20 protein-coding genes are annotated in these 22,946 nt (G+C 71.2%); 13 read left to right on the top strand and 7 right to left on the bottom strand.

Going from position 1 to position 22,946, the window contains the following annotated elements; genetic code table 11:
* The first annotated feature begins 6 nt into the window (after positions 1-6).
* Positions 7-1,383 carry an amidohydrolase family protein gene (locus tag KY498_RS11090; RefSeq protein ID WP_191009367.1) on the top strand — a complete coding sequence of 459 codons (1,377 nt, stop codon included), beginning with the start codon at positions 7-9 and terminating at the stop codon, positions 1,381-1,383.
* A gap of 673 nt (positions 1,384-2,056) precedes the next feature.
* Here the strand turns inward: KY498_RS11090 and KY498_RS11085 are convergent.
* Both KY498_RS11085 and KY498_RS11080 read right to left on the bottom strand, forming a co-directional pair.
* Positions 2,057-4,777, bottom strand: coding sequence for a molybdopterin cofactor-binding domain-containing protein (locus KY498_RS11085; RefSeq protein ID WP_191009368.1), 2,721 nt, complete (start codon positions 4,775-4,777; stop codon positions 2,057-2,059).
* Complete coding sequence (locus tag KY498_RS11080; RefSeq protein ID WP_191009369.1) at positions 4,774-5,577, bottom strand: xanthine dehydrogenase family protein subunit M; 804 nt, start codon at positions 5,575-5,577, stop codon at positions 4,774-4,776. Before KY498_RS11080 ends, KY498_RS11085 begins: the two co-directional genes overlap by 4 nt.
* A 146-nt stretch (positions 5,578-5,723) precedes the next feature.
* Between KY498_RS11080 and KY498_RS11075 the strand changes: the two genes are divergently transcribed.
* The 7 genes from KY498_RS11075 to add all read left to right on the top strand — a co-directional run bounded on the left by KY498_RS11075 (position 5,724) and on the right by add (position 12,087).
* Positions 5,724-6,803: an XdhC family protein gene (locus tag KY498_RS11075; protein ID WP_191009370.1), complete on the top strand. Its 1,080-nt coding sequence runs from the start codon at positions 5,724-5,726 to the stop codon at positions 6,801-6,803.
* Positions 6,800-7,363, top strand: a complete 564-nt coding sequence (locus KY498_RS11070) for an NTP transferase domain-containing protein (RefSeq protein ID WP_191009371.1) — start codon at positions 6,800-6,802, stop codon at positions 7,361-7,363. The genes KY498_RS11075 and KY498_RS11070 overlap by 4 nt, the downstream gene beginning before the upstream one ends.
* A 125-nt stretch (positions 7,364-7,488) precedes the next feature.
* A complete protein-coding gene (locus tag KY498_RS11065) occupies positions 7,489-8,562 on the top strand; it encodes an ABC transporter substrate-binding protein (protein ID WP_101305302.1) in 1,074 nt (357 codons plus the stop codon).
* 58 nt (positions 8,563-8,620) lie between these two features.
* Complete coding sequence (locus KY498_RS11060) at positions 8,621-9,409, top strand: ABC transporter ATP-binding protein (protein WP_060960779.1); 789 nt, start codon at positions 8,621-8,623, stop codon at positions 9,407-9,409.
* On the top strand, positions 9,399-10,235 hold the full coding sequence (locus tag KY498_RS11055) for an ABC transporter permease (protein WP_223848785.1): 837 nt from the start codon (positions 9,399-9,401) through the stop codon (positions 10,233-10,235). Before KY498_RS11060 ends, KY498_RS11055 begins: the two co-directional genes overlap by 11 nt.
* On the top strand, positions 10,232-11,032 hold the full coding sequence (locus KY498_RS11050) for an ABC transporter permease (protein WP_060960770.1): 801 nt from the start codon (positions 10,232-10,234) through the stop codon (positions 11,030-11,032). The genes KY498_RS11055 and KY498_RS11050 overlap by 4 nt, the downstream gene beginning before the upstream one ends.
* A gap of 23 nt (positions 11,033-11,055) precedes the next feature.
* Positions 11,056-12,087, top strand: a complete 1,032-nt coding sequence (add, locus tag KY498_RS11045) for an adenosine deaminase (protein ID WP_060960769.1) — start codon at positions 11,056-11,058, stop codon at positions 12,085-12,087.
* 11 nt (positions 12,088-12,098) lie between these two features.
* Here add and KY498_RS11040 read toward each other — a convergent pair whose 3' ends face one another.
* From KY498_RS11040 to purS, 3 genes are all read right to left on the bottom strand, one after another.
* Positions 12,099-12,695 carry a nucleoside deaminase gene (locus KY498_RS11040; RefSeq protein WP_191009372.1) on the bottom strand — a complete coding sequence of 199 codons (597 nt, stop codon included), beginning with the start codon at positions 12,693-12,695 and terminating at the stop codon, positions 12,099-12,101.
* An 81-nt stretch (positions 12,696-12,776) separates the two neighbouring features.
* Entirely contained in the window at positions 12,777-13,484 is a 708-nt protein-coding gene (purQ, locus tag KY498_RS11035) for a phosphoribosylformylglycinamidine synthase subunit PurQ (protein WP_061782419.1), read from the bottom strand.
* Positions 13,481-13,726, bottom strand: a complete 246-nt coding sequence (gene purS, locus KY498_RS11030) for a phosphoribosylformylglycinamidine synthase subunit PurS (protein WP_060960766.1) — start codon at positions 13,724-13,726, stop codon at positions 13,481-13,483. Before purS ends, purQ begins: the two co-directional genes overlap by 4 nt.
* A 342-nt stretch (positions 13,727-14,068) precedes the next feature.
* On the opposite strand from purS, the gene KY498_RS11025 reads away from it, so the two are divergent.
* From KY498_RS11025 to KY498_RS11005, 5 genes are all read left to right on the top strand, one after another.
* On the top strand, positions 14,069-15,343 hold the full coding sequence (locus KY498_RS11025; protein ID WP_060960765.1) for an ABC transporter substrate-binding protein: 1,275 nt from the start codon (positions 14,069-14,071) through the stop codon (positions 15,341-15,343).
* Positions 15,344-15,469: 126 nt separating this feature from the next.
* Positions 15,470-16,534 (top strand): carbohydrate ABC transporter permease, encoded by a 1,065-nt coding sequence (locus tag KY498_RS11020; protein ID WP_061782418.1) that lies wholly within the window; start codon positions 15,470-15,472, stop codon positions 16,532-16,534.
* Positions 16,531-17,448, top strand: coding sequence for a carbohydrate ABC transporter permease (locus KY498_RS11015; protein WP_060960764.1), 918 nt, complete (start codon positions 16,531-16,533; stop codon positions 17,446-17,448). The genes KY498_RS11020 and KY498_RS11015 overlap by 4 nt, the downstream gene beginning before the upstream one ends.
* Before the next feature lie 29 nt (positions 17,449-17,477).
* Entirely contained in the window at positions 17,478-18,989 is a 1,512-nt protein-coding gene (locus KY498_RS11010; protein ID WP_101305304.1) for a GH1 family beta-glucosidase, read from the top strand.
* A 2-nt stretch (positions 18,990-18,991) separates the two neighbouring features.
* Complete coding sequence (locus KY498_RS11005) at positions 18,992-20,005, top strand: LacI family DNA-binding transcriptional regulator (RefSeq protein ID WP_060960762.1); 1,014 nt, start codon at positions 18,992-18,994, stop codon at positions 20,003-20,005.
* A gap of 22 nt (positions 20,006-20,027) precedes the next feature.
* Here KY498_RS11005 and KY498_RS11000 read toward each other — a convergent pair whose 3' ends face one another.
* Positions 20,028-21,383, bottom strand: coding sequence for a uracil-xanthine permease family protein (locus tag KY498_RS11000; RefSeq protein WP_191009373.1), 1,356 nt, complete (start codon positions 21,381-21,383; stop codon positions 20,028-20,030).
* Between the two features lie 128 nt (positions 21,384-21,511).
* Positions 21,512-22,411 carry a hypothetical protein gene (locus KY498_RS10995; protein WP_061782416.1) on the bottom strand — a complete coding sequence of 300 codons (900 nt, stop codon included), beginning with the start codon at positions 22,409-22,411 and terminating at the stop codon, positions 21,512-21,514.
* Between the last annotated feature and the right edge of the window lie 535 nt (positions 22,412-22,946).

Genomic DNA, 22,946 nt, shown 5'->3' with positions numbered 1-22,946 from the left:
CAGAGCATGTCGCTCCTCGTCACGCACGCCCGTCTGATCACCGTCCCCGCCGGCACGGATGACCCGGGCTACATCGAGGACGGCTGGATGCTGGTGGGCGACGACGGCCGCATCGCCGCGCTCGGTGCGGGCACGCCGCCCCTCGGGACGATCGCGGACGAGACGCTCGACGTCGCGGGAGCCTTCGTCGCGCCGGGGTTCGTGTCGAGCCACTCGCATCTGTTCACGAGCGGCCTGCGCGGGCTCGGCGTCGCCGACACCCTCTACGGCTGGTGCGACGCGATGCTCGGCACCACCGCGCACATGACCGCCGACCAGCTCTACTGGGCGACGCTGCACGGCTCGCTCGACTTCCTGTCGAACGGGGTCACGACGGCGTACAACTTCACCGACCCGCTGCAGGCCTGGGAGCCGATGGTCGATGGCAAGCGCACCGGCACCGCGGGCCTGCGGGGCCTCGAGTACCACTGGCGCCAGGCGGACGGCACGCGCGACGCCGGCATCCGTTTCGTGGATGCCGCCGGCATGGACGTCACCGCCGGCACCCCCGAGGAGGTCTTCGACCGCTTCGCCGCGGAGGTCGCCCACACCCGCACGTTCGATGCCGACTTCGCCCTCGGCTCGTCGATCATGGGTCAGGTGCAGTGGTCGCCGCATCCGGATGCGGCGGCATTCGAGGTCGAGGCGATGCGCCGGTTCGGGGTCACCAACCAGGCCCACTTCCTGGAGTCGCCGGAGGCCGTCGAGCACCAGCAGTCCAAGTTCGCGCTCTACCGGGATGCCGGTGCCCTCGAGCTCGGGCTCGTGTTCGGCCACTTCATCCAGACGACCCCCGAGATCATCGCGGAGTCGGTCGCCGGGGGTGCGGCGATGTCGTGGCAACCGGCATCCAACGGGCGCCTCGCGTCGGGGACCGCGCTCGTACCCGAAATGCTCGAGATGGGGATGAAGGTCGGCGTCGGCCTCGACGACCAGGCCTGCACCGACGTGAGCGACCCCTGGCAGAACATGCGCATCGGCATCTACGCGCAGCGGGCGCGCACGAAGGACCCGCTGTCGATGATGCCCGAGCGGATGCTGCGCCTGCACACCCTGGGCTCCGCGGAGATCATGGGCGTCGCCGATCGGGTCGGTTCGCTCGAGGTCGGCAAGTTCGCCGACTTCGTGGTGGTCGACCCGCGCCGCCCCGACGTCGGACCGCTCTGGCATCCCGTGCGCTCGTACGTGCTGGCGATGAGTCCGCGAAACCTCAAGGCCGTCTACGTCGGCGGGCGTCTCGTCAACGCGGACGGGGTCTCGACCAATCCGCTCGCCGAGGAGGCGTCGGCGAAGGTGCACGAGCTGCCGGCCGCCGTCCTGCCGCTGCGCGGCCACCCGCACTGACCCCGCCGGCCGCGGTCGCCCCGCACCGCCGGGCGTGGCCCTTGCCCGCTGCCCGCCGCCGCTGCCCGCCCCAGGTCGACCCAGTCCGCCCCAGCTCAACCAACTCACCCCAGCTCGACCCAACTGCAAGGGATGCTGGGCGACACGCCGCATCCGTGGGCCTGAGGGCGGCGTGTCGGTCGCGGGGCCTTGCAGTTCGGTCGCGGGCCAGGTGAGGCGAGGCGGCCGGGCTGCGGGATCCGGGGGCCGGAGAGGGCACCGAGTTTGCCCGCCCGCTACTCGCCCGCCCGCGGCCCTCGCCACACTCAGCCCACCCCAACTGCAAGGGATGCTGGGCGACACGCGGCATCCGCGGCCCCGGGGGCCGGCGTGTCGGTCGCGGGGCCTTGCAGTTCGGTCGCGGGCGAGGCGAGGCGAGGTGAGGCGTCGGCGGGGCGGCCGGGGCGAGGCGGGGCGTCGGCAAGGCTGCTCCCCCCATGCCGCCGCCATGCCCGACTCAGGTCGACCCAACTGCAAGGGATGCTGGGCGACACGCCGCATCCGCGGGCCTGAGGGCGGCGTGTCGGTCGCGGGGCCTTGCAGTTCGGGTCGCCGCGCCGCCCCACCCCGACCCCGACCCAGCCCCACCCCGACCCCACCCGACCCACCCGACCCCACCCCCACCCCGACCGGGTCAGGCGTCGCGGTGCGGCGACGCCAGGCGCCAGACGCGGTCGCGGCGGAACGGCTGGACGTACGGGCGGGCGCCGAGCGCGCGGGCGATCGCGTTGCCGATCGCGGGCGCGACCGGGTTGTACGGCGACTCGCTCATCGACTTCGCCCCGAAGGGTCCGAGCTCGTCGGCGGTGTCGGCGAAGTAGACCTCGGTCTCGGGCACGTCGCCGAACTGGGGCACGCGATAGAGCCGGAAGACCGGGGTGACGACCTTGCCCTCGTCGACCATGACCTCCTCGTAGAGCGCGCTGCCGATCCCCTGTGCGACGCCGCCCTCGATCTGGCCGCGGCATTGCGCGGGGTTCATCACGAATCCGGCATCCGCCGACTGGATCGACTGGAGGATGCGGACGACGCCCGTCCGCGGATCGACCGCGACGCGCACGGCGTGCACGTTGAAGGCGAGCGAGCGCTGCTCGCCGGCCTCGCTGCCGTCAGCCGAGATCTCGCCGTCCGCCGTCAGCTCGGCGAAAGACACCACTCGTGCGGGTGTGTATACGCCGTCGGGCATGAGTCGGGCGTGGGCGGCATCCGTGCCGGTCAGCGCCGCCGCGTCGTCGCGCAGTCGCGCCGCCAGGGCGAGGCACGCGGCGTGCAGCGCCTTGCCGGCGACGGTGATGCCGGCGGAGGCGAACGCGCCGGTGTCGTGCGCGACCGCGTCGGTGTCGGCGTGCCACAGGGCGATCCGGGCGGGATCGGCGGCGAGGTCGGTCGCGGCGATCTGGCGCAGCACGGTCGTCGTGCCGTTGCCGAACTCTGCCGTCCCGGCGCGCACCAGGTAGGTGCCGTCGGCGCGCAGCGTCGCGCTCGTGTGCGCGATGTGGCCGAAAGGCGCCATCGTGGCGATCATCGCGGCGGCGACGCCCTCGCCGACGAGCCAGCCCGCGGGCGCCCCGACCCCGTTGCCGCGCCGCAGCGCCGACTCGGCGAGGTCGAGGCACTGGTCGAACCCATAGCTGCCCCAGACGAGGTCGTCGTGCTCCGGATCGTCCTCCGGCGTCACCGCATTGCGGCGCCGCAGCTCGAACGGGTCGATATCGAGCCGCTCGGACAGCATGTCCATGGCCGACTCCACGCCGAGCACGATCTGCCCGAGCCCGTAGCCGCGGAAGGCGCCGGAGGGGACGTTGTTCGTGTAGACGACCTCGGCGTCCAGTCGCTTGAGCGGCACCCGGTAGATCGTCGTGGACTCGGCGAGCGAGTGGAACATCACGCCGCGGGAATGGTTGCCGTAGGCGCCCGTGTCGCTCAGCACGTCGATCGCCATGGCTGTGAGCCGGCCCTCGTCGTCGGCGCCCAGCGTGACGCTCACCCGCATCGGATGCCGCACGGCGGCGCGTTGGAACTCGTCCGCGCGCGTGAACTCGAACGCGACCGGCCGGCCCGTGCCCAGCACCGCGAGGGCGACGAGGTCTTCGGTGAACAGCTCCTGCTTGCCGCCGAAGCCCCCGCCCAGCCGCGCGGCGTGCACCCGCACGCGGTCGCGGTCGAGCCCGAGGATGCGGGCGAGCTCGTCGCGCGTGAGGAACGGCACCTGCGTGGAGGAGCGGATGACGAGGCGACCCTCGTCATCGATCCAGCCGATCGACCCGTGGGTCTCGAGCTGCGCGTGGCTCACGCGCGAGGTCTGCCAGGTGCCGCTGACGGTCACGGCGCTCGCGCGGAGGGCCGCGGTGACGTCGGGGCCGGTGTGCACGCTCGCGATGACGTTGCGTCCCGCCTCGTCGACGCGGTCGTCGGGCGTGCGCTCGGGGTGCAGCAGCGGGGCGCCGGGTCGTCGGGCCTCGTCGGGATCGAACACGGCGGGCAGCGGCGCGTAGTCGACGCGGACGAGCCGGCACGCCTCGTCGGCGGCCTCGGCGGTCTCGGCGACCACCGCGGCGACCCGCTGGCCGATGTGGCGGACGACGTCGTCGAGCATGCGCGTGTCGTCGGGGTCGTCGGTGCGGTGCTCGTGCCGACCCGTGGAGTAGCGCACGTCGGGCACGTCCCGGTGCGTCAGGACGGCCACGACGCCCGGAACGGCGCGAGCCGCGGAGACGTCGATCCCGGTGATCCGCGCGTGGGCGTGCGGGCTCGTGACCAGCCGCAGCACCAGCGCGTCGGTCGCCGGATGACCGGGCTCGAGGTCGAAGGTGAAGGGCTCGCGTCCCTGCGTCAGTCGCGGCCCGGCCTCCGGCGGTACCGAGCGCCCCACGAGCGGCGCCTCCGGCAGAGCGACGACTCGCTCGCGGCGCGACGGTCCGGTCTCGCGGACGGCCGTCATGATCGCCTCGCGGATCGGACGGTAGCCGGTGCAGCGGCAGAGATTGCCCTTCATGCGTCGGTCGAGGTCGTCGAGATCCGACGCGCACAGGGTGGAGGCCGTCACGCTCATGCCCGGCGTGCAGAACCCGCACTGGAAGCCGAAACCGGAGGCGAGCGCCTCCTGCACGGGGTGCAGCTCGTCGCCGGGTGCGAGCCCCGCCGCCGTCGTCACGGCGCGTCCCTCGACCCGGACCGCGGGGATGAGGCAGGAGTGCACCGGCTCGCCGTCCAGCAGCACCGTGCAGGCGCCGCAGTCGCCGGCGTCGCAGCCCTTCTTGACCTGCGTGTGCCCCGTCTCGCGCAGCAGCGTGCGCAGGCACTGGCCGGGGCGGGGGTCGGCATCCCTCTCGGCGCCGTCGACGGTCCACCTCATGTCAGCTCCCTCCGGATCTCCTCGGCGAGCACGGCGCTGACGCCGCGGCGCCAGTCCGCCGACCCGAGGGGGTCGGTGTAGTAGCCCGCGGCGCCGTGGACCGCCGCGGCGAGGACCGCGGCATCCGGCACGGCGGGGAAGCGCAGCACGGTCGGGCGCCACGTGGCCGCCGTGACGGTGAAGACGCTCGTGCCGTCGGGGTCGACGCGGCCCGTGACGACGGCACCCGAGCGCCCGTGCTCGGCGAGGGCGATCTTGCGCAGCGCGGCGCGCGAGCGCAGCGCGGCGGCCGGCAGGCGGATGCTGCGCAGCACCTCACCGGGAGCGAGCGCCGTCGTCCCGTTGCCGGTGACCAGCTCCGCGACCGGCAGCTCGCGATCGCCCGCCCCGCTCCAGATCTCGGCGACACCGTCGAGGGCGACGCACAGCGACACCATGGCGCCGGCGGCGAACGCCCGGCAGACGTTCCCGCCGACGGTGGCGGTGTTCCAGATCTTGAACGAGGCGAGGAGGGCATTCGCGGCATCCGGGATCAGGGACGCGGCGGTCCACTCGATCGGTGCCTCCGCGGCGAAGGCCACGAGACGCGCAATCGTGCAGGTGGCTCCGATGCGCAGGCCGTCCGCGGCGACTTCGATGTCGGGCCAGCCCATCCCGGTCAGGTCGACGAAGCCGGTCACCGCCGGCTGCGGCTCGCTCATCAGCCACGTGCCGCCCGCGATGACGACCTCTCCGGGCGCGAGCACGAGGTCGTCGCGGGTGTGCGCGAGGCGGAACGCGCGGACGGTGGTGATGTCCATGGTGCTGCTCCGTTACTCGTTCGATGGGTGCGCGGCGCGTTCGCCTGCGCGGGCCCGATGGTGATCGAGTGAAACAGAGCGCCGTTTCGCCCGTGTTTCACGCGCCCGCAACAGGCCCGCAACGAGCGGTGGTTAGCGTGGCGGCCATGCGCGAGATCCTGTCCCCGGCGGCCCGATGGGTGCGCGAGGGGCGAGCGTTCGCGATCGCCACGGTCGTCGGCACGTCGGGCAGCGCGCCGCGTCCGGTCGGCTCGAGCATGATCGTCTCGGCGGCCGGGGTGTTCGGCAACGTGTCCGGGGGGTGCGTCGAGGGCGCCGTCTACGAGCGCGCTCTGGAGGCGATCGCGACCGGCGACGCCTCGGTCGAGACCTTCGGCTACAGCGACGGCGAGGGCCTCGCGATCGGCCTGACCTGCGGCGGGGCGGTGGACGTCCTCGTGCGCCCGGTTCCGCCGGCCGGTGCGGCGGCGGCGCAGCTGGCGCTGCTGGCCGAACGGGATGCCCGCGGCATCCCGACCCGGTTCCGTCTCGTCACATCGGGGCCGCTCACCGGCGCGGGATTCGTCATCGAGGCCGGGGACGAGGACGGCGACGCCGGTACGGATGCCGACGCGGTCGTCGTCGAGGTCGGCGCGCGGCCACGGCTCATCGTGGTCGGCGCCGTCGAGTTCGCCGTCGCGCTCGCCCGGCTGGGCGCCGCCCTCGGCCACCGCGTCGTGGTCGTCGACCCGCGGGAGGTCTTCGCGAGCGTCGACCGCTTCCCGGGAGCCGAGGTCGTGGTCGACTGGCCCGACCGCTACCTCGCGACGCAGAGTCTCGAAGGCCCGACCGCGATCTGCGTGCTCAGCCACGACGCGCGCCTCGACGTTCCCGCGCTGCGCGTCGCGCTCGCCTCCGGTGCCGACTACGTCGGCGCGATGGGCAGCCGGCGCACGCACGACGACCGGATGCGGCGGCTGCGCGAGGCCGGTGTCGGCGACCGCGAGCTCGCGCGCCTGCGCTCTCCGATCGGCCTCGACCTCGGCGCCGTCTCGGCCGACGAGACGGCGCTGTCGATCCTGGCCGAGATCGTCGCCGACCGTCACGGCGGGTCGGGCGCTGCGCTGTCGACCCTCGCCGGTGCGATCCACGGCGGCACCGACTCGGCGCCGCCGACGCGCGAGCAGCCCGGAGCGCCGCGCGCGGTGATCTGCGCGGTGCCGCGGGCTCCGGTGGAGCGTCGGTGACCGTCTGCGCCATCGTGCTCGCGGCGGGTGCGGGCACCCGCTTCGGCGGGCCGAAGGCGCTCGCGCGCGACGCCGCGGGCGAGCCGTGGCTGGCCCGCGCGGTGCGGACGCTCCGGGCCGCCGGGTGCGACCCGGTGCTCGTGGTGCTGGGCGCCGCGGCCGACGACGCTGCCGTCCACGTGCCCCCCGAGGCCGTCGTCGTCCGCGCCCCGCGGTGGCGCGAGGGGCTGTCGGCCTCCGTCCGGGCCGGCCTCGACGCGGCCGCCGGGACCGCCGCCGCGGCCGCGCTGCTGGTGCCGGTCGACGTCCCGGAGCTCCCGGCATCCGCCTGCCGTCGGGTGATGCGGGATGCCGGGCCGAGCAGCCTCCGCCGGGCGCGCTACGCCGACGCTCCCGGGCATCCCGTGCTCATCGGCCGTGACCACTGGGGCCCGCTGGGGGCGTCGCTGCGTGCCGACCGCGGCGCCGGCGGCTACCTGCGCGCGCACGGCGCGGAGGCGGTGGAGTGCGCCGACCTCTGGCACGGGCGCGATGTCGACCGTCGTCCGACGGAGGCGTAACCGCCCCGAAACAGACCCCCGATGTCCGCGAAACGTGCATCTCCTAGCGTCGCTTGCAGTCGCGCCGGTGGCGCACGAGGTCCTCGCCCCGAAGAGAACCGTCAAGAACACGGAGATCACAGCACATGAGCATCCTTTCCTCGCGACGCGCTCGCCGCGCCGCCGCCGCCCTTGCGGGCACCGCCCTCGCCGTCGCCGCCCTCGTCGGCTGCTCCTCCTCGTCGGCGTCGTCGTCCGACCCGTCCGCGTCGGCCGCGGCCGACTACGGCGACCTGACGGTGCAGCTGAGCTGGATCAAGAACGAGGAGTTCGCCGGCGAGTACATCGCCGACAGCAAGGGGTACTACAAGGAGGCCGGGTTCTCCTCGGTGAACCTCGTCCCCGGCCCGTCCACCGGTGTGGCGGAGCTCGCCAGCGGCACGGCCACGGTCGCCCTCAGCGACTCGGTGTCGGTCGGCGCCGCCGTCGCGAACGAGGGGGCGCCGGTCAAGATCATCGGCGCGACGTTCCAGAAGAACCCCTTCACGATCCTCTCGCTCAAGAGCGGCGGCAACATCTCGACCCCCGCCGACCTGAAGGGCAAGAAGATCGGCGTGCAGGACTCCAACGCGTCGCTGTTCAAGGCGCTGCTGAGCGCGAACGGCATCGACCCCTCCGAGCTGACGATCGTCCCCGTCCAGTACGACCCGGCACCGCTGGTCAACGGCGAGGTCGACGGCTTCGTCGCGTACCTCACGAACGAGGCGATCACGCTGGAGATGAAGGGCATCGCGACCACCAACCTCCCGTTCGCCGAGAACGGCCTCCCCTTCGTCGCGGAGACCGTCGCGGCGACGGACGACACCATCGCCAACAAGCGCGAGATGCTCAAGGCGTTCCTCAAGGCAGAGATCCGCGGCTGGAAGGATGCGCTCGCCGACCCGCAGGAGGGTGCCGACCTGGCCATGTCGACGTACGGCGCCGACCTCGGGCTCGACCCCGCCAAGACGCTCGCCGGATCGAAGGCGCAGAACGAGCTCGTCGTCTCGGACGAGACCGTTGCCAACGGCCTGTTCACCATCTCCGACAAGCTTCAGAGCATGACGATCGAGAGCCTCGCCGGCGCCGGCATCACGCTCAAGGCATCGGACCTGTTCGACCTCAGCCTCCTCTCCGAGGTCTACGCCGAGGACCCGAGCCTCGTCGCGTACGCGGGCTGAGGCCGGGGACGACGGAGCTTTCGTGACCGACACGGCCACCCGGACCGGTGCCCAGGCGATGAGCCCGGGCACCGGTCTGCAGATCACCGCACTCAACAAGACCTTCACGGTCGGTCGCACGCAGGTGGTGGCGCTGCAGGATGCCGATCTGCACACCGATCAGGGATCGTTCCTGTCGCTGCTCGGGCCGTCCGGTTGCGGCAAGTCCACGATCCTGCGCATCCTCGCGGGGCTGGAGGAGCCCACGAGCGGAACGACGCGCGTCGACGGCAAGAGCCCGAAGGAGCTGCGCAAGGCGGGGGAGCTGGGCATCGCGTTCCAGGACTCGGCGCTGCTGCCCTGGCGCAGCGTGCAGTCCAACATCCAGCTCCCGTTCGAGGTGGCGGGCCGTCCCGTCGACCGCGACTACGTGCGCGAGATGATCGAGCTGGTCGGGCTCAAGGGCTTCGAGAAGGCGAAGCCGGCGCAGCTGTCGGGCGGCATGCGTCAGCGCGTGTCGATCGCGCGCTCGCTCATCATGAAGCCGTCGGTGCTGCTGTTCGACGAGCCCTTCGGCGCCCTCGACGACATGACGCGGCAGAAGCTGAACCTCGAGCTCCTGCGCATCTGGACCGAGAAGCCGGCGACCACCCTCATGGTGACGCACGGCATCTCCGAGGCGATCTTCCTCTCCGATCAGGTGGCGGTGATGAGCCCGCGTCCGGGTCGCGTCAAGGAGGTCATGGAGATCGACCTGCCGCGTCCGCGGCTGCCCGAGATGATGCGCACGCCGGAGTTCCACGCCTACGTCGACCGGGCATCCGAGCTGCTGTTCGGCGCGGGAGGCGCCGCGGCCGATGACCACTGACCAGGCGATGACGCGCGGCCTCACCCGCCGCGCCGTCCGCCTCCCGCCCTGGCTCACGGGCGTGCTGGGCGGCGTCGGGATCATCCTGCTGTGGTGGGTGCTCGCCGCCACCGTGTTCGCGCGCGTCGGCCCGGGCGGGGTCCAGGCCATCCCCACCCCGCCGCAGGTCGTCGCCGAGATCGTGGACAGCGGATGGTCGTACTTCGCCCGCAACTTCTCCGTCACGATCAGTGAGGCGGGAACCGGGTATCTGTGGGGCAACGGCCTCGCGCTGCTGCTCTCCGCCCTCGTGCTCGTGGTGCCGCGCCTGGAGGGCGTGGTGATGCAGCTCGCGATCATCACCTACTGCATCCCGATCGTCGCGATCGGCATGCTGCTCGTGGTCATCATCCCGGTGCCCAAGCCGGGCGAGCCGTCGGGGACGGCATCCTTCCTCGCCGCCCTCGCGGTCTTCTTCACGACCGTCGTCGGCGCGCTGCTCGGCCTCAAGGCCGCCGACCGGGCCAGCCTCGACGTGGTCGCCGTCTACGGCGGATCCCGGCTGACGCAGCTGCGGAAGATCCGGCTGATCGCGGCGCTGCCGTCCGTGCTCAACGCTTTGCAGATCGCCGTGCCGGCGGCCTTCCTCGGCGCCGTGCTCGGCGAGTTCTTCGGCAAGGTGGAGCTCGGTGTGGGGCCGGCGATGATCGCCGCGCAGCAGGCGCTCGACGCCCCGCGGGTCTGGGCGCTCGCCCTGGTCTCCGGCGCCGTCGCCCTGGTCGGCTACGCGCTGCTCGGCGTCGTGGCCCGCCTCGTGGCGCCCTGGGCGAAGGGAGCGCGCCGATGAGCGGCACGGGCGCATTGCGCGCGCTGGGGTCGAGCGTGCTCACCCTCGTGCTGACGGTCGTGACCGTGCTCGTGCTGTGGGCCGGTGCGCTGTGGGCGTTCCGGGTGAGCCCGTACGTCGGCAAGGGACCGCTCGACGTCTGGAACTACCTCTTCACCGTTCCCGCCGCGGAGGCCAACCGCGCCACCGTCTTCGGCCAGCTGTGGGTGTCGCTCGGCCACGCCGCGATCGGCTTCGTCGCCGGGCTGCTCGTGGCGATCCTGGTCGCCGCGCTGTTCCAGCTGAGCGCGGGTGTCGAGCATGCCCTGATGCCGCTCGCGATGCTGCTGCGATCGGTGCCGCTGATCGCGATGGCCCCCGTCATCATCCTGATCTTCGCCCGCGACTTCGCGACGATCGCGGTGCTCGGCGGCATCGTCGTGCTCTTTCCCGCCCTCGTCACGATCGCCTTCGGCCTGAAGTCCGCGCCGGCGCACATGAACGACCTCGTCGAGGTCTACGGCGGATCGTCGTGGACGACGCTGCGCAAGGTCGCGCTGCCCAGTGCGCTGCCCTCGCTGCTCGCGGCGGTGCGCATCTCGGTGCCCGGTGCCATCACCGGGGCGCTGCTGGCCGAGTGGCTCGCCGTCGGCGGCGGCATCGGCGGCGCGTTCGGCGGCTACATCGCCGCCGCGCAGTTCTCCGCCCTGTGGTCGTCGGTCGCGGTGATCACCGTCGCGGCGCTGCTGCTGTACAACCTCGTCCATATCCTGGAGGCGGTCCTCCTCGCCCGCATGGGCATGTCCGACCGCGCCTGATCCCCCGCCCCGAAAGGTCCACGATGTCCGACCTCGCCGAGTTCGCCTTCGGCCTGCCCAAAGCAGAGCTCCACCTCCACCTCGAAGGCACGCTCGAGCCCGAGCTGAAGTTCGCGCTCGCCGAACGCAACGGCATCCGCCTCGCCGAGACGAGCGTCGCCGAGGTGCGCGCCACCTACGACTTCACCGACCTGACGAGCTTCCTCGCCGTCTACTACCCGGCGATGGAGGTGCTGCAGACGGCGGACGACTTCCACGACCTGGCCTGGGCGTACCTGCTGCGCGCGAAGGAGCAGGGCGTCGTCCACGCCGAGATGTTCTTCGACCCGCAGGCGCACACCAGCCGCGGCGTGCCCTTCTCCGCCGTCATCGGCGGCTACCGCCGCGCCGCCGTGCGGGCTCAGGACGAGCTGGGCATCTCCGCCGAGCTGATCCTCTGCTTCCTGCGCGACTTCTCCGCCGAGTTCGCCATGGCGACCCTCATGGAGGCGCTCCCCTACAAGCAGTGGATCGTGGGCGTCGGGCTCGACTCCGACGAGCGCGACAACCCGCCGTCGAAGTTCGCCGCCGTCTTCGCGCGGGCGAAGGCCGAGGGCTTCTTCCTGACGATGCACTGCGACATCGACCAGGTCGGCTCGATCGACAACATCCGCGAGGTGCTCCGCGACATCCGCGTCGACCGCATCGACCACGGCACCAACATCGTCGAGGACCCGGAGCTCATCGCGCTCGCGAAGGAGCGCGGCCTCGGCTTCACGTGCTGTCCCGTGTCGAACTCGTTCGTGACCGCCCAGATGAAGGCCGACGAGATCGTGACGCTGCTGCGCGAGGGCGTGCGCGTGACGATCAACTCCGACGACCCGGCCTACTTCGGCGCGTACGTCGCGGAGAACTACGTCGCGCTCGCGCAGCAGGCCGGGCTCACCGAGGCCGACCTCGCCCAGCTGGCGATCAACTCCTTCGAGGCGTCCTGGCTGACCCCGGCGCGCCGCGCCGCGTTCGTGGCCGCGGTCCAGGAGTACGCGGCCGAGCGCGGTGTGAGCCTGCCGCGCTGACGGCGCGGGGGTCAGACCTCGACGGCGCCGCGGGCGTTGTAGACCACCGCGTCGCTCGCGCCGTAGGCCCGATAGACGGCGACGGCGTCGTCGTAGCCGACGCCGGTGCGCACCCGGATGCCGCGCCGCTCGAACTGCGCGGCCCAGTCGTCGACCATCGGACCCTCGTCGAAGCCGGTGTGCTCCTCCAGGAGGTCGCCCTCGCCCGCGACGACGAGAGAGCGCACACCGCTCCACATCGTGGCCCCGTAGCACTGCACGCACGGGCGCCAGTTGACCACGAGCGTCAGGCGGGCGCCGCCCGCGCCGAGGTCCCACCGTCCGAGGGCGCGCTGGGCGAGCGCGAGCGCCATGACCTCGGCGTGGGCCGAGGTGACGCCGGATTCGAGCACGACGTTGACGCCGACGGACACCAGCGCGCCCGTCGACTCGTCGACCACGATCGCGGCGAAGGGGCCGCCGTTGCCCGCGCGCCAGTTGCGGTCGGCGAGCTCGTTCACCAGGCGCATCTGCTCCTCGGCCGAGGGCAGAGCCGTCGGCAGGGCGTCCAGGTCGGCGATGAGCCAGCCAGGCAGGGAGGCCGTGTAGGAGGTCGCGAGTGCCGTCATGCCGCGACGATATCGTCGCCATGTTTCGGCCAGGCTACGCCCCGGCGGGGCCGCGACCGCAGGGGCGCCCGCGTCGCGGATTTACGCGGCGGCGCCCACCACGGCGGCGATCGCCGACGTGAAGAAGGCCAGACCGTCCACACCGGAGCGCATGGCCTCGGGGGTGTCGGGGCCGAAGCCGGGCTCCACCGCGTGCTCGGGGTGCGGCATGAGCCCCACCACGTTGCCGCGCGTGTTGGTGAGACCGGCGATGTCGTCGAGCGAGCCGTTGGGGTTCACGCCGAGGTAGCGGAAGGCGACGAGCCCCTCGCCCTCGATCCGCTCGAGCGTCTCGGTGGAGCAGATGTACCCGCCGTCGGCGTTCTTCAGCGGGATCGTGATCTCCTGGCCGGCCTCGAACTGCGAGGTCCAGGCGGTCGTCGCGTTCTCGACGCGCAGGCGCTGGTCGCGACGGATGAACTGCTGGTGGGCGTTGCGGATGAGCCCGCCGGGCAGCAGGTGCGCCTCGACGAGCATCTGGAAGCCGTTGCAGATGCCGAGGACGGGCATGCCCTGCGCCGCGGCATCCTTCACCTCGGACATGATCGGCGCGAGTGCGGCGATCGCGCCCGCGCGCAGGTAGTCGCCGTAGCTGAAGCCGCCCGGGAGCACGAGGGCGTCGACGCCCTCGAGGTCGTGCGAGCCGTGCCACAGGGCGACGGGCTCGGCGCCGGCGAGGCGGATCGCGCGGTGCGCGTCGCCGTCGTCGAGCGAGCCCGGGAAGGTGATGACCCCGATGCGGGCGGTCACTCGACGACCTCGATGCCCACGACGTCCTCGATCACCGCGTTCGACAGGATGTCGGCGGCGAGGGTGCGCACGGTCTCCAGGGTCTTCTCGTCGGCGACGTCGACGGTCAGCTCGAAGCGCTTGCCGATCCGGACGGACGAGAAGCCCTCGACGCCGAGGCGGTCCAGGGCGCCGGCCACGGCCTTGCCCTGCGGGTCCAGCAGCTCGGCCTTGGGCATGACGTCGACGACGATGGTGGGCATTCGGTCCTCCTGTGGGCCGCGCACGGCCGCGGCTTCCGGTCGCCCCGCGATCGCGGATGCCGGTGGGCCGGCGCACCGCGGATCGAGGGAGGGGTCGGCACCAGTCTACGGGCGCGCGCGGCCTTCGCGGAGCCGACCGTGGGGGCGGCCACCGCCGGATTGTCACGGCTGCCGTTACACAACCGTGATGCGCTCATGGGAGCGCTCCCTTGTGTTCCTGGGAGCGATCCCATAACGTCGTCGCTGTCCGGTGAGAGCGCTCCCATTCCCACATCGATGCGATGGCGCGGGAGGGCGGGAACGCGAACACGCACCTGCAACACATCCACAAAGGAGTGACACGTGAACACACGCGCACTGCGGCGCATCGGCCTCGTGGCCGGCGCCCTGACCACCTCCGCCCTCGTGCTCGCCGGCTGTGCCGGCGGCAGCGGCACGGCGGCGACGGCCGATCCCAACGAGAAGGTCACGCTGACCGTGGCGACCTTCAACGACTTCGGATACTCGGACGCCCTGTTCGCCGAGTACACGAAGGAGCACCCGAACGTCACGATCGTCCACAACAAGGCAGCGACGAGCAACGACGCACGCGCCAACTACTTCCAGAAGCTCGGCAAGACGGGCCTGGCCGACATCGAGGCCATCGAGGTCGACTGGCTGCCCGAGGTCATGAAGTACTCCGACCTGCTCGCGCCGGTCCCCACCGACCTGAAGAGCCGCTGGCTCGACTGGAAGGTCAAGGCCGCCACCGACGCGCAGGGCAACCTCATCGGCTACGGCACCGACATCGGGCCGGAGGGCGTCTGCTACCGCTCCGACCTGTTCGCCGCCGCCGGCCTGCCGACCGACCGCGAGGAGGTCGCGAAGCTGCTGACCGGCGACTGGAAGACCTACTTCGACACCGGCGCGAAGTACACCGCCGCGACCGGCAAGGCGTTCTTCGACTCCGCCGGCGGCACGTACCAGGGCATGGTCAACCAGATCGAGGCCGCGTACGAGAACCCCTCGGACGGCAAGATCGACATCGACCCGAAGGTCGAGACCATCTACAACCAGGTGCTCGACGCCTCCGCGACGCAGTCCGCGCACCTCAGCCAGTGGTCCGACGACTGGATGGCGGGCCTGTCCAACGGCTCGTTCGCCACGATGCTCTGCCCGGGCTGGATGCTCGGCGTCATCTCCGGCAACGCCAAGGACGTCAAGGGCTGGGACATCGCCAACGTCTTCCCCGGCGGCGGCGGCAACTGGGGCGGCTCGTACCTGACCGTTCCCGCGAACGGCAAGAACGTCGCGGCCGCGCAGCAGCTCGCCGACTGGCTCACCAGCCCCGACACGCAGCTCAAGGCGTTCGAGGCGGCCGGCACGTTCCCGAGCCAGGTCGACGCGATGAAGTCCGACACCCTGCTGAGCTCGAAGAACGAGTTCTTCAACAACGCTCCGGTCGGCCAGATCCTCACCGACCGTGCCAACGCGGTGACGGTCTCGCCCTTCAAGGGACAGTTCTACTTCCAGATCAACGACGCGATGCAGAAGGCTCTGACCCGCGTCGAAGAGGGAACGCAGGACAAGGCGGCCTCGTGGGCCCAGTGGCAGACGGAAGTCGCCGCCATCAAGTAATCCCCTTCACCGGTCGTTGAGCGAGGATGCCGTCGGCATCCGAGTCGGAACGCCCGCCCGCTCGGGCGTTCCGACTCGCCCCGCTCGCTCAACGACCGGTGCCCATCGACTCCCGAAGGACATGCCGTGACCACCACCACCTCCCGCGCCCCGAAGCGCATCGGCTTCGGCAGCCGGCTGAGCTCGTGGGATCTCAAGCTCTCGCCCTACCTCTACATCTCCCCGTTCTTCATCCTGTTCCTCGTCGTCGGGCTCTTCCCGATCGGGTACACCGCGGTGATCTCCTTCATGGACTGGGACCTCGTGCGCAACTCGGGAACCTTCGTCGGGTTCGACCAGTACGCCACGGTGATCTCCGACCCGAAGTTCTGGGCGGCGCTGCGCAACACCTTCAGCATCTTCCTGCTCTCGTCCGTGCCGCAGCTCATCGCCGCCGTGGTCATCGCAGCGCTGCTGGACCAGAACATCCGCGCCAAGACCTTCTGGCGCATGGGCGTGCTCGTCCCGTACGTGATGGCGCCCGTCGCCGTCGCCCTGGTCTTCTCCAACATGTTCGGCGACCAGTACGGCATCATCAACACCTGGCTCAGCAGCATCGGCTTGCCCCCGGTCATGTGGCACTCCGACACCTTCGCGAGCCACATCGCCATCGCCACGATGGTGAACTTCCGGTGGACCGGGTACAACACCCTCATCCTCCTCGCGGCGATGCAGGCCATCCCGCGCGACTACTACGAGGCCGCGACCGTCGACGGCGCCGGCAAGGTGCGTCAGTTCTTCGCGATCACCCTGCCCAGCCTCCGGCCCACGCTGATCTTCGTCATCATCACGTCCACCATCGGTGGCCTGCAGATCTTCGACGAGCCGCGCATGTACGACCAGACGGGCACCGGCGGTGCGAACAACCAGTGGCTGACGATCTCGCTCTGGCTGTACGACATCGGGTGGGGGCAGTGGAACCTCGGCCGCGCGGCGGCGCTGGCGTGGATCCTCTTCCTCATCATCCTGGTGATCGGCATCATCAACCTCTTCATCACCCGCAACCTCGTGCGTGACGAGGGCAGTCGCAACAGCCTCACCCGCGCCCAGATGCGCGCCGCGGCGCGGGCCGCCCGCGCGGCGGTGGCGGCCGACCGCGCCGCGGCATCCGAACCCCGTCGCACGAACGAATCAGCGGAGGTGACGCGATGAGCGTCCTCAACGAACAGGCCGTCCCCGTCGTCGACGACGCGCTGCCCGCCCCCAAGAAGGGTGCGAGGACGCGCCGCCCGCGCCACGTCAAGGGCACCCGCCCGGGCTGGATCGTCTACGCCTGCCTCGCCGCCGTGCTCGTCGGCAGCCTCTTTCCGTTCTACTGGTCGCTGCTGATCGGCTCGGGCGACTCGTACACGATCCGCGACCCCAACATGTCGTGGATCCCGGGCGGGAACTTCCTCGCCAATGCGGCGAAGGTCGTCAACGACCCGGCGGTCAACTTCTGGGTCGCCCTGTGGAACTCGATCATCAGCTCCGGCCTGATCGCGATCTCGGTCGTGTTCTTCTCCACCCTGGCCGGGTGGGCGTTCGCGAAGCTGAAGTTCAAGGGCTCCAGCTGGCTGCTGGTGTTCGTCATCGCGACGATGGCCGTTCCCACGCAGCTCGGCGTCGTGCCGCTGTACATCCTCTTCAGCGACCTCGGCTGGACCGGCCAGCTCGGCGCGATCATCGTGCCCGCGCTCGTGAGCGCCTTCGGCGTGTTCTGGATGACGCAGTATCTCCGCCAGGCCGTGCCCGACGAGCTCATCGAGGCGGCTCGGGTCGACGGGGCGAGCTCGTTCCGCACGTTCCTGACCGTGGGCCTTCCCGCCGCGCGTCCCGCGGCGGCGATGCTGGCCCTGTTCACCTTCGTGTCGGCGTGGAACAACTTCTTCTGGCCGTTCATCGTGCTCGATCGGCAGAACCCCACGCTTCCGGTGGCTCTATCGTTGCTGCAGTCCAACTACTTCATCGACTACTCGATCGTGCTGGCGGGGGTGCTCCTGGCGACCATCCCTCTGCTGATCCTGTTCGTCTTCGCCGGCAAACAGTTGGTCAGCGGCATCATGCAAGGCGCGGTCAAGGGCTGAGGTCCGGACCGCTTCAGAAAGGTCGATTCATGACAGAGTTCTCGCGCCCGTTCCCGAAGGGCTTCCTCTTCGGCGCGGCCACCGCCGCCTACCAGATCGAGGGCGCGGCCTTCGAGGACGGCCGCACGGCCTCCATCTGGGACGCGTTCAGCCGGGTGCCCGGAGCGGTCATCGCCGCCGACAACGGCGACGTCGCGTGCGACCACTATCACCGCTTCCGCGACGACGTGGCCCTCATGAAGGACCTCGGGCTCGACACCTACCGCTTCTCGGTCTCGTGGTCGCGGGTGCGCCCCGACGGCGGACCGCTCAACCGCAAGGGGCTCGACTTCTACGAGCGTCTCGTGGACGAGCTGCGGGCGGCGGACATCCTGCCGTGGCTCACCCTGTACCACTGGGACATGCCGCAGGCCATCGAGGAGCAGGGCGGCTGGACCGTGCGCTCCACGAGCGAGCAGTTCGTCGAGTACGCCCTGAGCGTGCACGACGCCCTCGGCGACCGGGTGCAGAACTGGACGACCCTCAACGAGCCGTGGTGCTCGTCCTTCCTCAGCTACACCGCCGGCATCCACGCGCCGGGACGCTACAGCGTGACCGACGGCGTGCTCGCCGCGCACCACCTCCTGCTCGGCCACGGCGCCGTCGTCCGCGAGCTGCGCGAGCGCGACGCCGACCTGAGCCTGGGCATCACGCTCAACCTCACGGTGGCCGACGCGGTCGACCCGGCGGATGCCGCGGACGCGGACGCCGCCCGGCGCATCGACGGCCAGTTCAACCGCTGGTTCCTGGACCCGATCTTCCGGGGGGAGTACCCGGCCGACGTAGTCGAGGACATCCGCGCCGTCGCTCCGGAGGCGATCGAGGCCCTCGTGCAGGCGAACCGGCCGGGCGACCTCGCCACGATCTCCCAGCCGCTGGACGCGCTGGGCGTGAACTACTACCACGGCGAGTTCGTCGGAGGATCCCCCGACCCCGAGCCGCCGCTTCCCGGCGACGCGCCCACCGACCGCCCGGCGGCATCCCCCTTCCCGTCGCACGAGGGGATCTACTGGCACGACCGCGGCCTGCCGCGCACCAACATGCACTGGGAGGTGCAGCCCGAGGGGCTCACCCGCCTCCTGCAGCGCGTGGGGGACGAGTACGCCGCGCCCGCGGGCACCGCCCTGTACGTCACCGAGAACGGCGCGTCGTACGACGACGAGCTCGTCGTGGAGGACGGCGTCGCGCGCGTGCACGACGTCGAGCGCACCCGCTTCCTGCTCGGTCATCTGGAGGCGATCCTCGACGCGGCGGATGCCGGCGTGGACGTGCGCGGCTACTTCTACTGGTCGCTCCTGGACAACTTCGAGTGGGCCTGGGGATACGCCAAGCGCTTCGGGATCGTGCACGTCGATTACGCCACCCAGGTGCGCACCGCGAAGGACAGCGCGCTGGAGTATCGTCGGGTCATCGACGCTCGCGCGATCGAGGACGCGGCGGTGCCGCTGCCCCGACCCGCCGTCCAGATCACCCCCACTCAGATCTCCAGCCTTCAGAGGTAGCCGTGACCATCGACACGCCGCGAGTCGCACCGACCATCGAAGAGGTCGCCGCCGCCGCGGGAGTGTCCCGGTCGACCGTCTCCCGCGTCGTCAACGGCTCCACGGCCGTGAGCCCGGCGGCGCTGGAGGCGGTCACGCGCGCCATCGCCGAGCTCAACTACGTGCCCAACCGGGCCGCGCGCTCGCTCGCCAGCCGCGCGACGATGGCGATCGCCCTCGTCGTCCCGGAGGACACCACGCGGTTCTTCGGCGACCCGTTCTTCGCCTCGATCGTCTCGGGCATCAACGCCCGGCTCAGCCGCTCGGAGTACGTGCTGAACCTGATCATCGCGAGCGACGACCCGGGCGACAAGACCTCGGCGTATGTGCGCAGCGGTGCCGTCGACGGCGCGATCGTTGTGTCGCACCACACCAGCGACACGTTCATCGACCGCATCGCGCACGTCGTGCCGGTCGTGTACGGCGGTCGCCCGGTGCGCGAGCGCGAGCGCGACTTCTACGTCGACGTCGACAACGTCGCGGGCGGCCGCGAGGCCACCGCGTACCTGATCGGACGCGGATTCCGCCGGATCGCCACGATCGCGGGGCCGGTCACCATGCCGGCCGGCATCGACCGTCTCGTGGGCTACCAGGAGGCGCTGTCGGACGCGGGGCTGGAGGCGGCCGCCGTCGAGGACGGCAACTTCACCGCCGACGGCGGGGCGGCCGCGATGCAGCGCATCCTGGACTCCGGCGTGCCGTTCGACGCCCTGTTCGTCGCGAGCGACCTCATGGCGCGCGGCGCCCTCGCCGCGCTGGGGCGGGCGGGCGTGCGCGTGCCCGAGGACATCGCGATCATCGGCTTCGACGACTCGCCCGTCGCGCGCACGGTCAACCCGCTGCTCACCACGATGCGCCAGCCCTCGCACGAGCAGGGCGAGAAGATGGCGGACGTCCTGCTGTCGATCCTCGCCGGCGGCACGCCGCCGCACGTCACCATCCTGCCCACCGAGCTCGTCGTCCGCGCCTCCGCCTGATCCGGCGGCGGATGCCGCGGGCTCAGCCCACGTTCTCGGGATCGCCGCCCAGCGGGCCGATGGGCACGATCGGGCCGCCGTCGTCGGCGCCGGTCTTGCGCGCCCGCGCGATGGCGTTGCCGAGGTGGTAGATCACGAGGGCGGCGACGGTGCCGAGCACGATGGCGCCGAAGCTCAGCGTGCCGAGGTTCATCGTGAACCCGGCGATCGCGATGACGAACGCGACGGCCACGGTGTACTGGTTGACCGGGCGGGAGAAGTCCACCTGGTTGTCGACCCAGATCTTGATCCCGATGACGCCGATCAGGCCGTAGAGGGCGGTCGTCACGCCGCCGAGCACGCCCGCCGGCATGGCGAAGATGACCGCGCCCACCTTGGGGGAGAACGCGAGCAGGATCGCGACGATGCCGGCGACCCAGTAGGCCGCGGTCGAGTACACGCGGGTCGCGGCCATGACGCCGATGTTCTCGCCGTAGGTCGTGGTGCCCGAGCCGCCGCCGAGACCGGCGATCGTGGTCGCGAGGCCGTCGGCGATGAGCGCACGCCCGGTGCGCTTGTTGATCGAGGGGTCGCCGGTCATCGTCGCGACACCGCGGACGTGGCCGACGTTCTCGGCGATGAGCACGAGGATCACCGGCAGGAACATCGGGAGCATCGCCCAGGCGTGCGCGTCGCCGAAGGCCGGCAGGTGGAACTGGGGGAGGCCGATCCAGGCGGCACCCGCCACCCCGGACCAGTCCACCCGGCCGAGGAGGGCGGCGACGACGTAGCCGACGACGACGCCGAGGAAGATCGAGATGCGCCCGAGGAACCCGCGGAAGAACACCGCGAACAGGATGCAGGCGGCCAGCGTGATCGCGCCGAGCAGTGCGTCCTGCTGGAAGTTGGTCCACGCCACCGGCGCCAGGTTCAACCCGATCAGGGCGACGATCGCGCCCGAGACCACGGGCGGCATGAGCCGCTCGATCCAGCCGGTGCCGGTCGCCTGCACGAGGAAGCCGATGCCGGCCAGCAGCACACCCGCGACGAACACGCCCAGCAGCGCCTGGCTGATCTGCTCACCGGTCTGCAGGGCCTTGCCGTCGCCGGGGCCGAGCGCGAGGATCGGCGCGATGAACGCGAACGAGCTGCCGAGGTAGCTCGGCAGACGGTTGCCCGTCAGCAGCAGGAACAGCAGGGTGCCGAGGCCGGAGAACAGCAGCGTCGTCGACACGGGGAAGCCCGTCAGCAGCGGCACGAGGAACGTGGCGCCGAACATCGCGACCACGTGCTGGGCGCCGATGGCGATCGTGGCCGGCCATCCGAGCCGCTCGTGCGGCTTGACGACGGCACCGGGCTCGACGGTGCGGCCGTCTCCGTGCGGGGTCCAGATGGGCATGCGCGTGCTCCTCGGTCGTCGAGATCCGGTGGTCGTCGGGGTGGCGGGATGCCGAGGTCAGGCTACCTGGGAGCCGGCTGTGAGCGGCGCACGCGCGCCGTGAAAGTCGGTCGGTGAGAAATCGTGCGTCAGCCCGCGGGCCGCGAAGCCCACGCGGCATCCGGGTCGCGAAGCACCTCGTCCAGTCGCGCCTCGACCGCTGTCGCGTGCTCCTCGAGGGCGACGAACTGCGCCTCGCGCTGGTCGATGTACGCGGCTTGATAGCGCGCAGTGAGGTCGTACAGCTCTTGGATGGCCCCGGTCTGCTCGCTGCATTGGGCGGCGACCACGGCGACTCGCACCATCGTCTCGTCGGCCCGCTCTCCCGTGCCGTAGTCGGAGCTCGGCATGGATGTCTCGGGATCGACCACGACGCCCTCGTTCTCCATGCACGTGGTGCGCTTCTGGAGGGCGGCCTTGCCCTCGGGGGAGTCCAGCGTCGCGCGCGCCGCCTGGCGGTAGACCTGATAGTCGACGTTGGTCGAGCTCTCGATGAACGTGAGCTCCGGCGCGAGCACTTCCTGCATCCCGTCCCAGCACGGGGTGAGCTGCGAGTTGTAAGCGACGCCGCGCGCCACGGTGTCGATGCGGAACCCTTCGAGCGTGTCCGGTGACGGCACCGCACCGAATCGACTCGCGAGCGCCGTGCTCCAGCGCCCGTAGAGACGATCCTCGTCGGGGGCGATGGCGGGCCAGGAGACGTCCGCGCTCACCCGCGGGTGCCCGTGCTCGGCCATGCACGCGTCCGTGACGGCCCAGATCGCGCGGCGACTCTTGTTGGCCACTTCGGGGGTGACGGCTCGCACGGCGTCCAACGGCATCTCCACGGTGCCGGTCTCATAGTTCAGACGCGCCGTGACGTGCGAATAGTCGGCGATCGAGACCTCTCCCCAGTCGTCCTCCGTCTGCGGGCTGGTGGGGGAGCAGCCGCTCAGTGCGGCCATCCCCACGATCGCGAGCAGGATCACGGATGCCGAGCGGGATGTCATCGATCGCCGACCAATCTCTTCGCGGTGTGGTGCCGTGCGGCGTCAGTAGACGCTGCTGGTGAGGTCGTTGAAGTGGTGGTCGACGAGGTTGGACTTGTTCGAGCTCCACGTCGGCGTGGAGGCGCCGCCGTAGTCCTCGTGCTCATACAGCTTCGCGGTCGTTCCGCTGATCTTGACGGCGCTCGCGCGGTCGTTCCAGCTCCCGAGTGCACCTGCAGGCCGTTGCCGAGGTCGCGCGATCCCCCTCCGTACATGATGTCGTCGTAGATGACGATGGAGGCCTGCGCGGGCGAAGTGAATGCGACGACGCCGGCGACGGCGGCCGCGATGGCGAATCCGAGACGTGCTTTCTTCATGGTCGATCTCCCCTTTTTGTGTCGTGCCTGTCGGCGACGGGCGAGCGTGGCATCGGCTCGCTGGCGGCAAGCTAGCGCCAATGCGGGTGGCGGGGTTCCGGCGCGTCGACGGCCTCTCCCGCGCCCGCCGCGTGATCGCGCGGATCGGAGCGGGTCCGCGAGCGAAATCCGTCGCGAGA

Source organism: Microbacterium sp. PAMC21962 (assembly GCF_019443465.1).
GTDB lineage: Bacteria > Actinomycetota > Actinomycetes > Actinomycetales > Microbacteriaceae > Microbacterium > Microbacterium hominis.
Note: the sequence above shows the minus strand (reverse complement) of the source record. Positions and strands in the feature narration are given on the sequence as shown.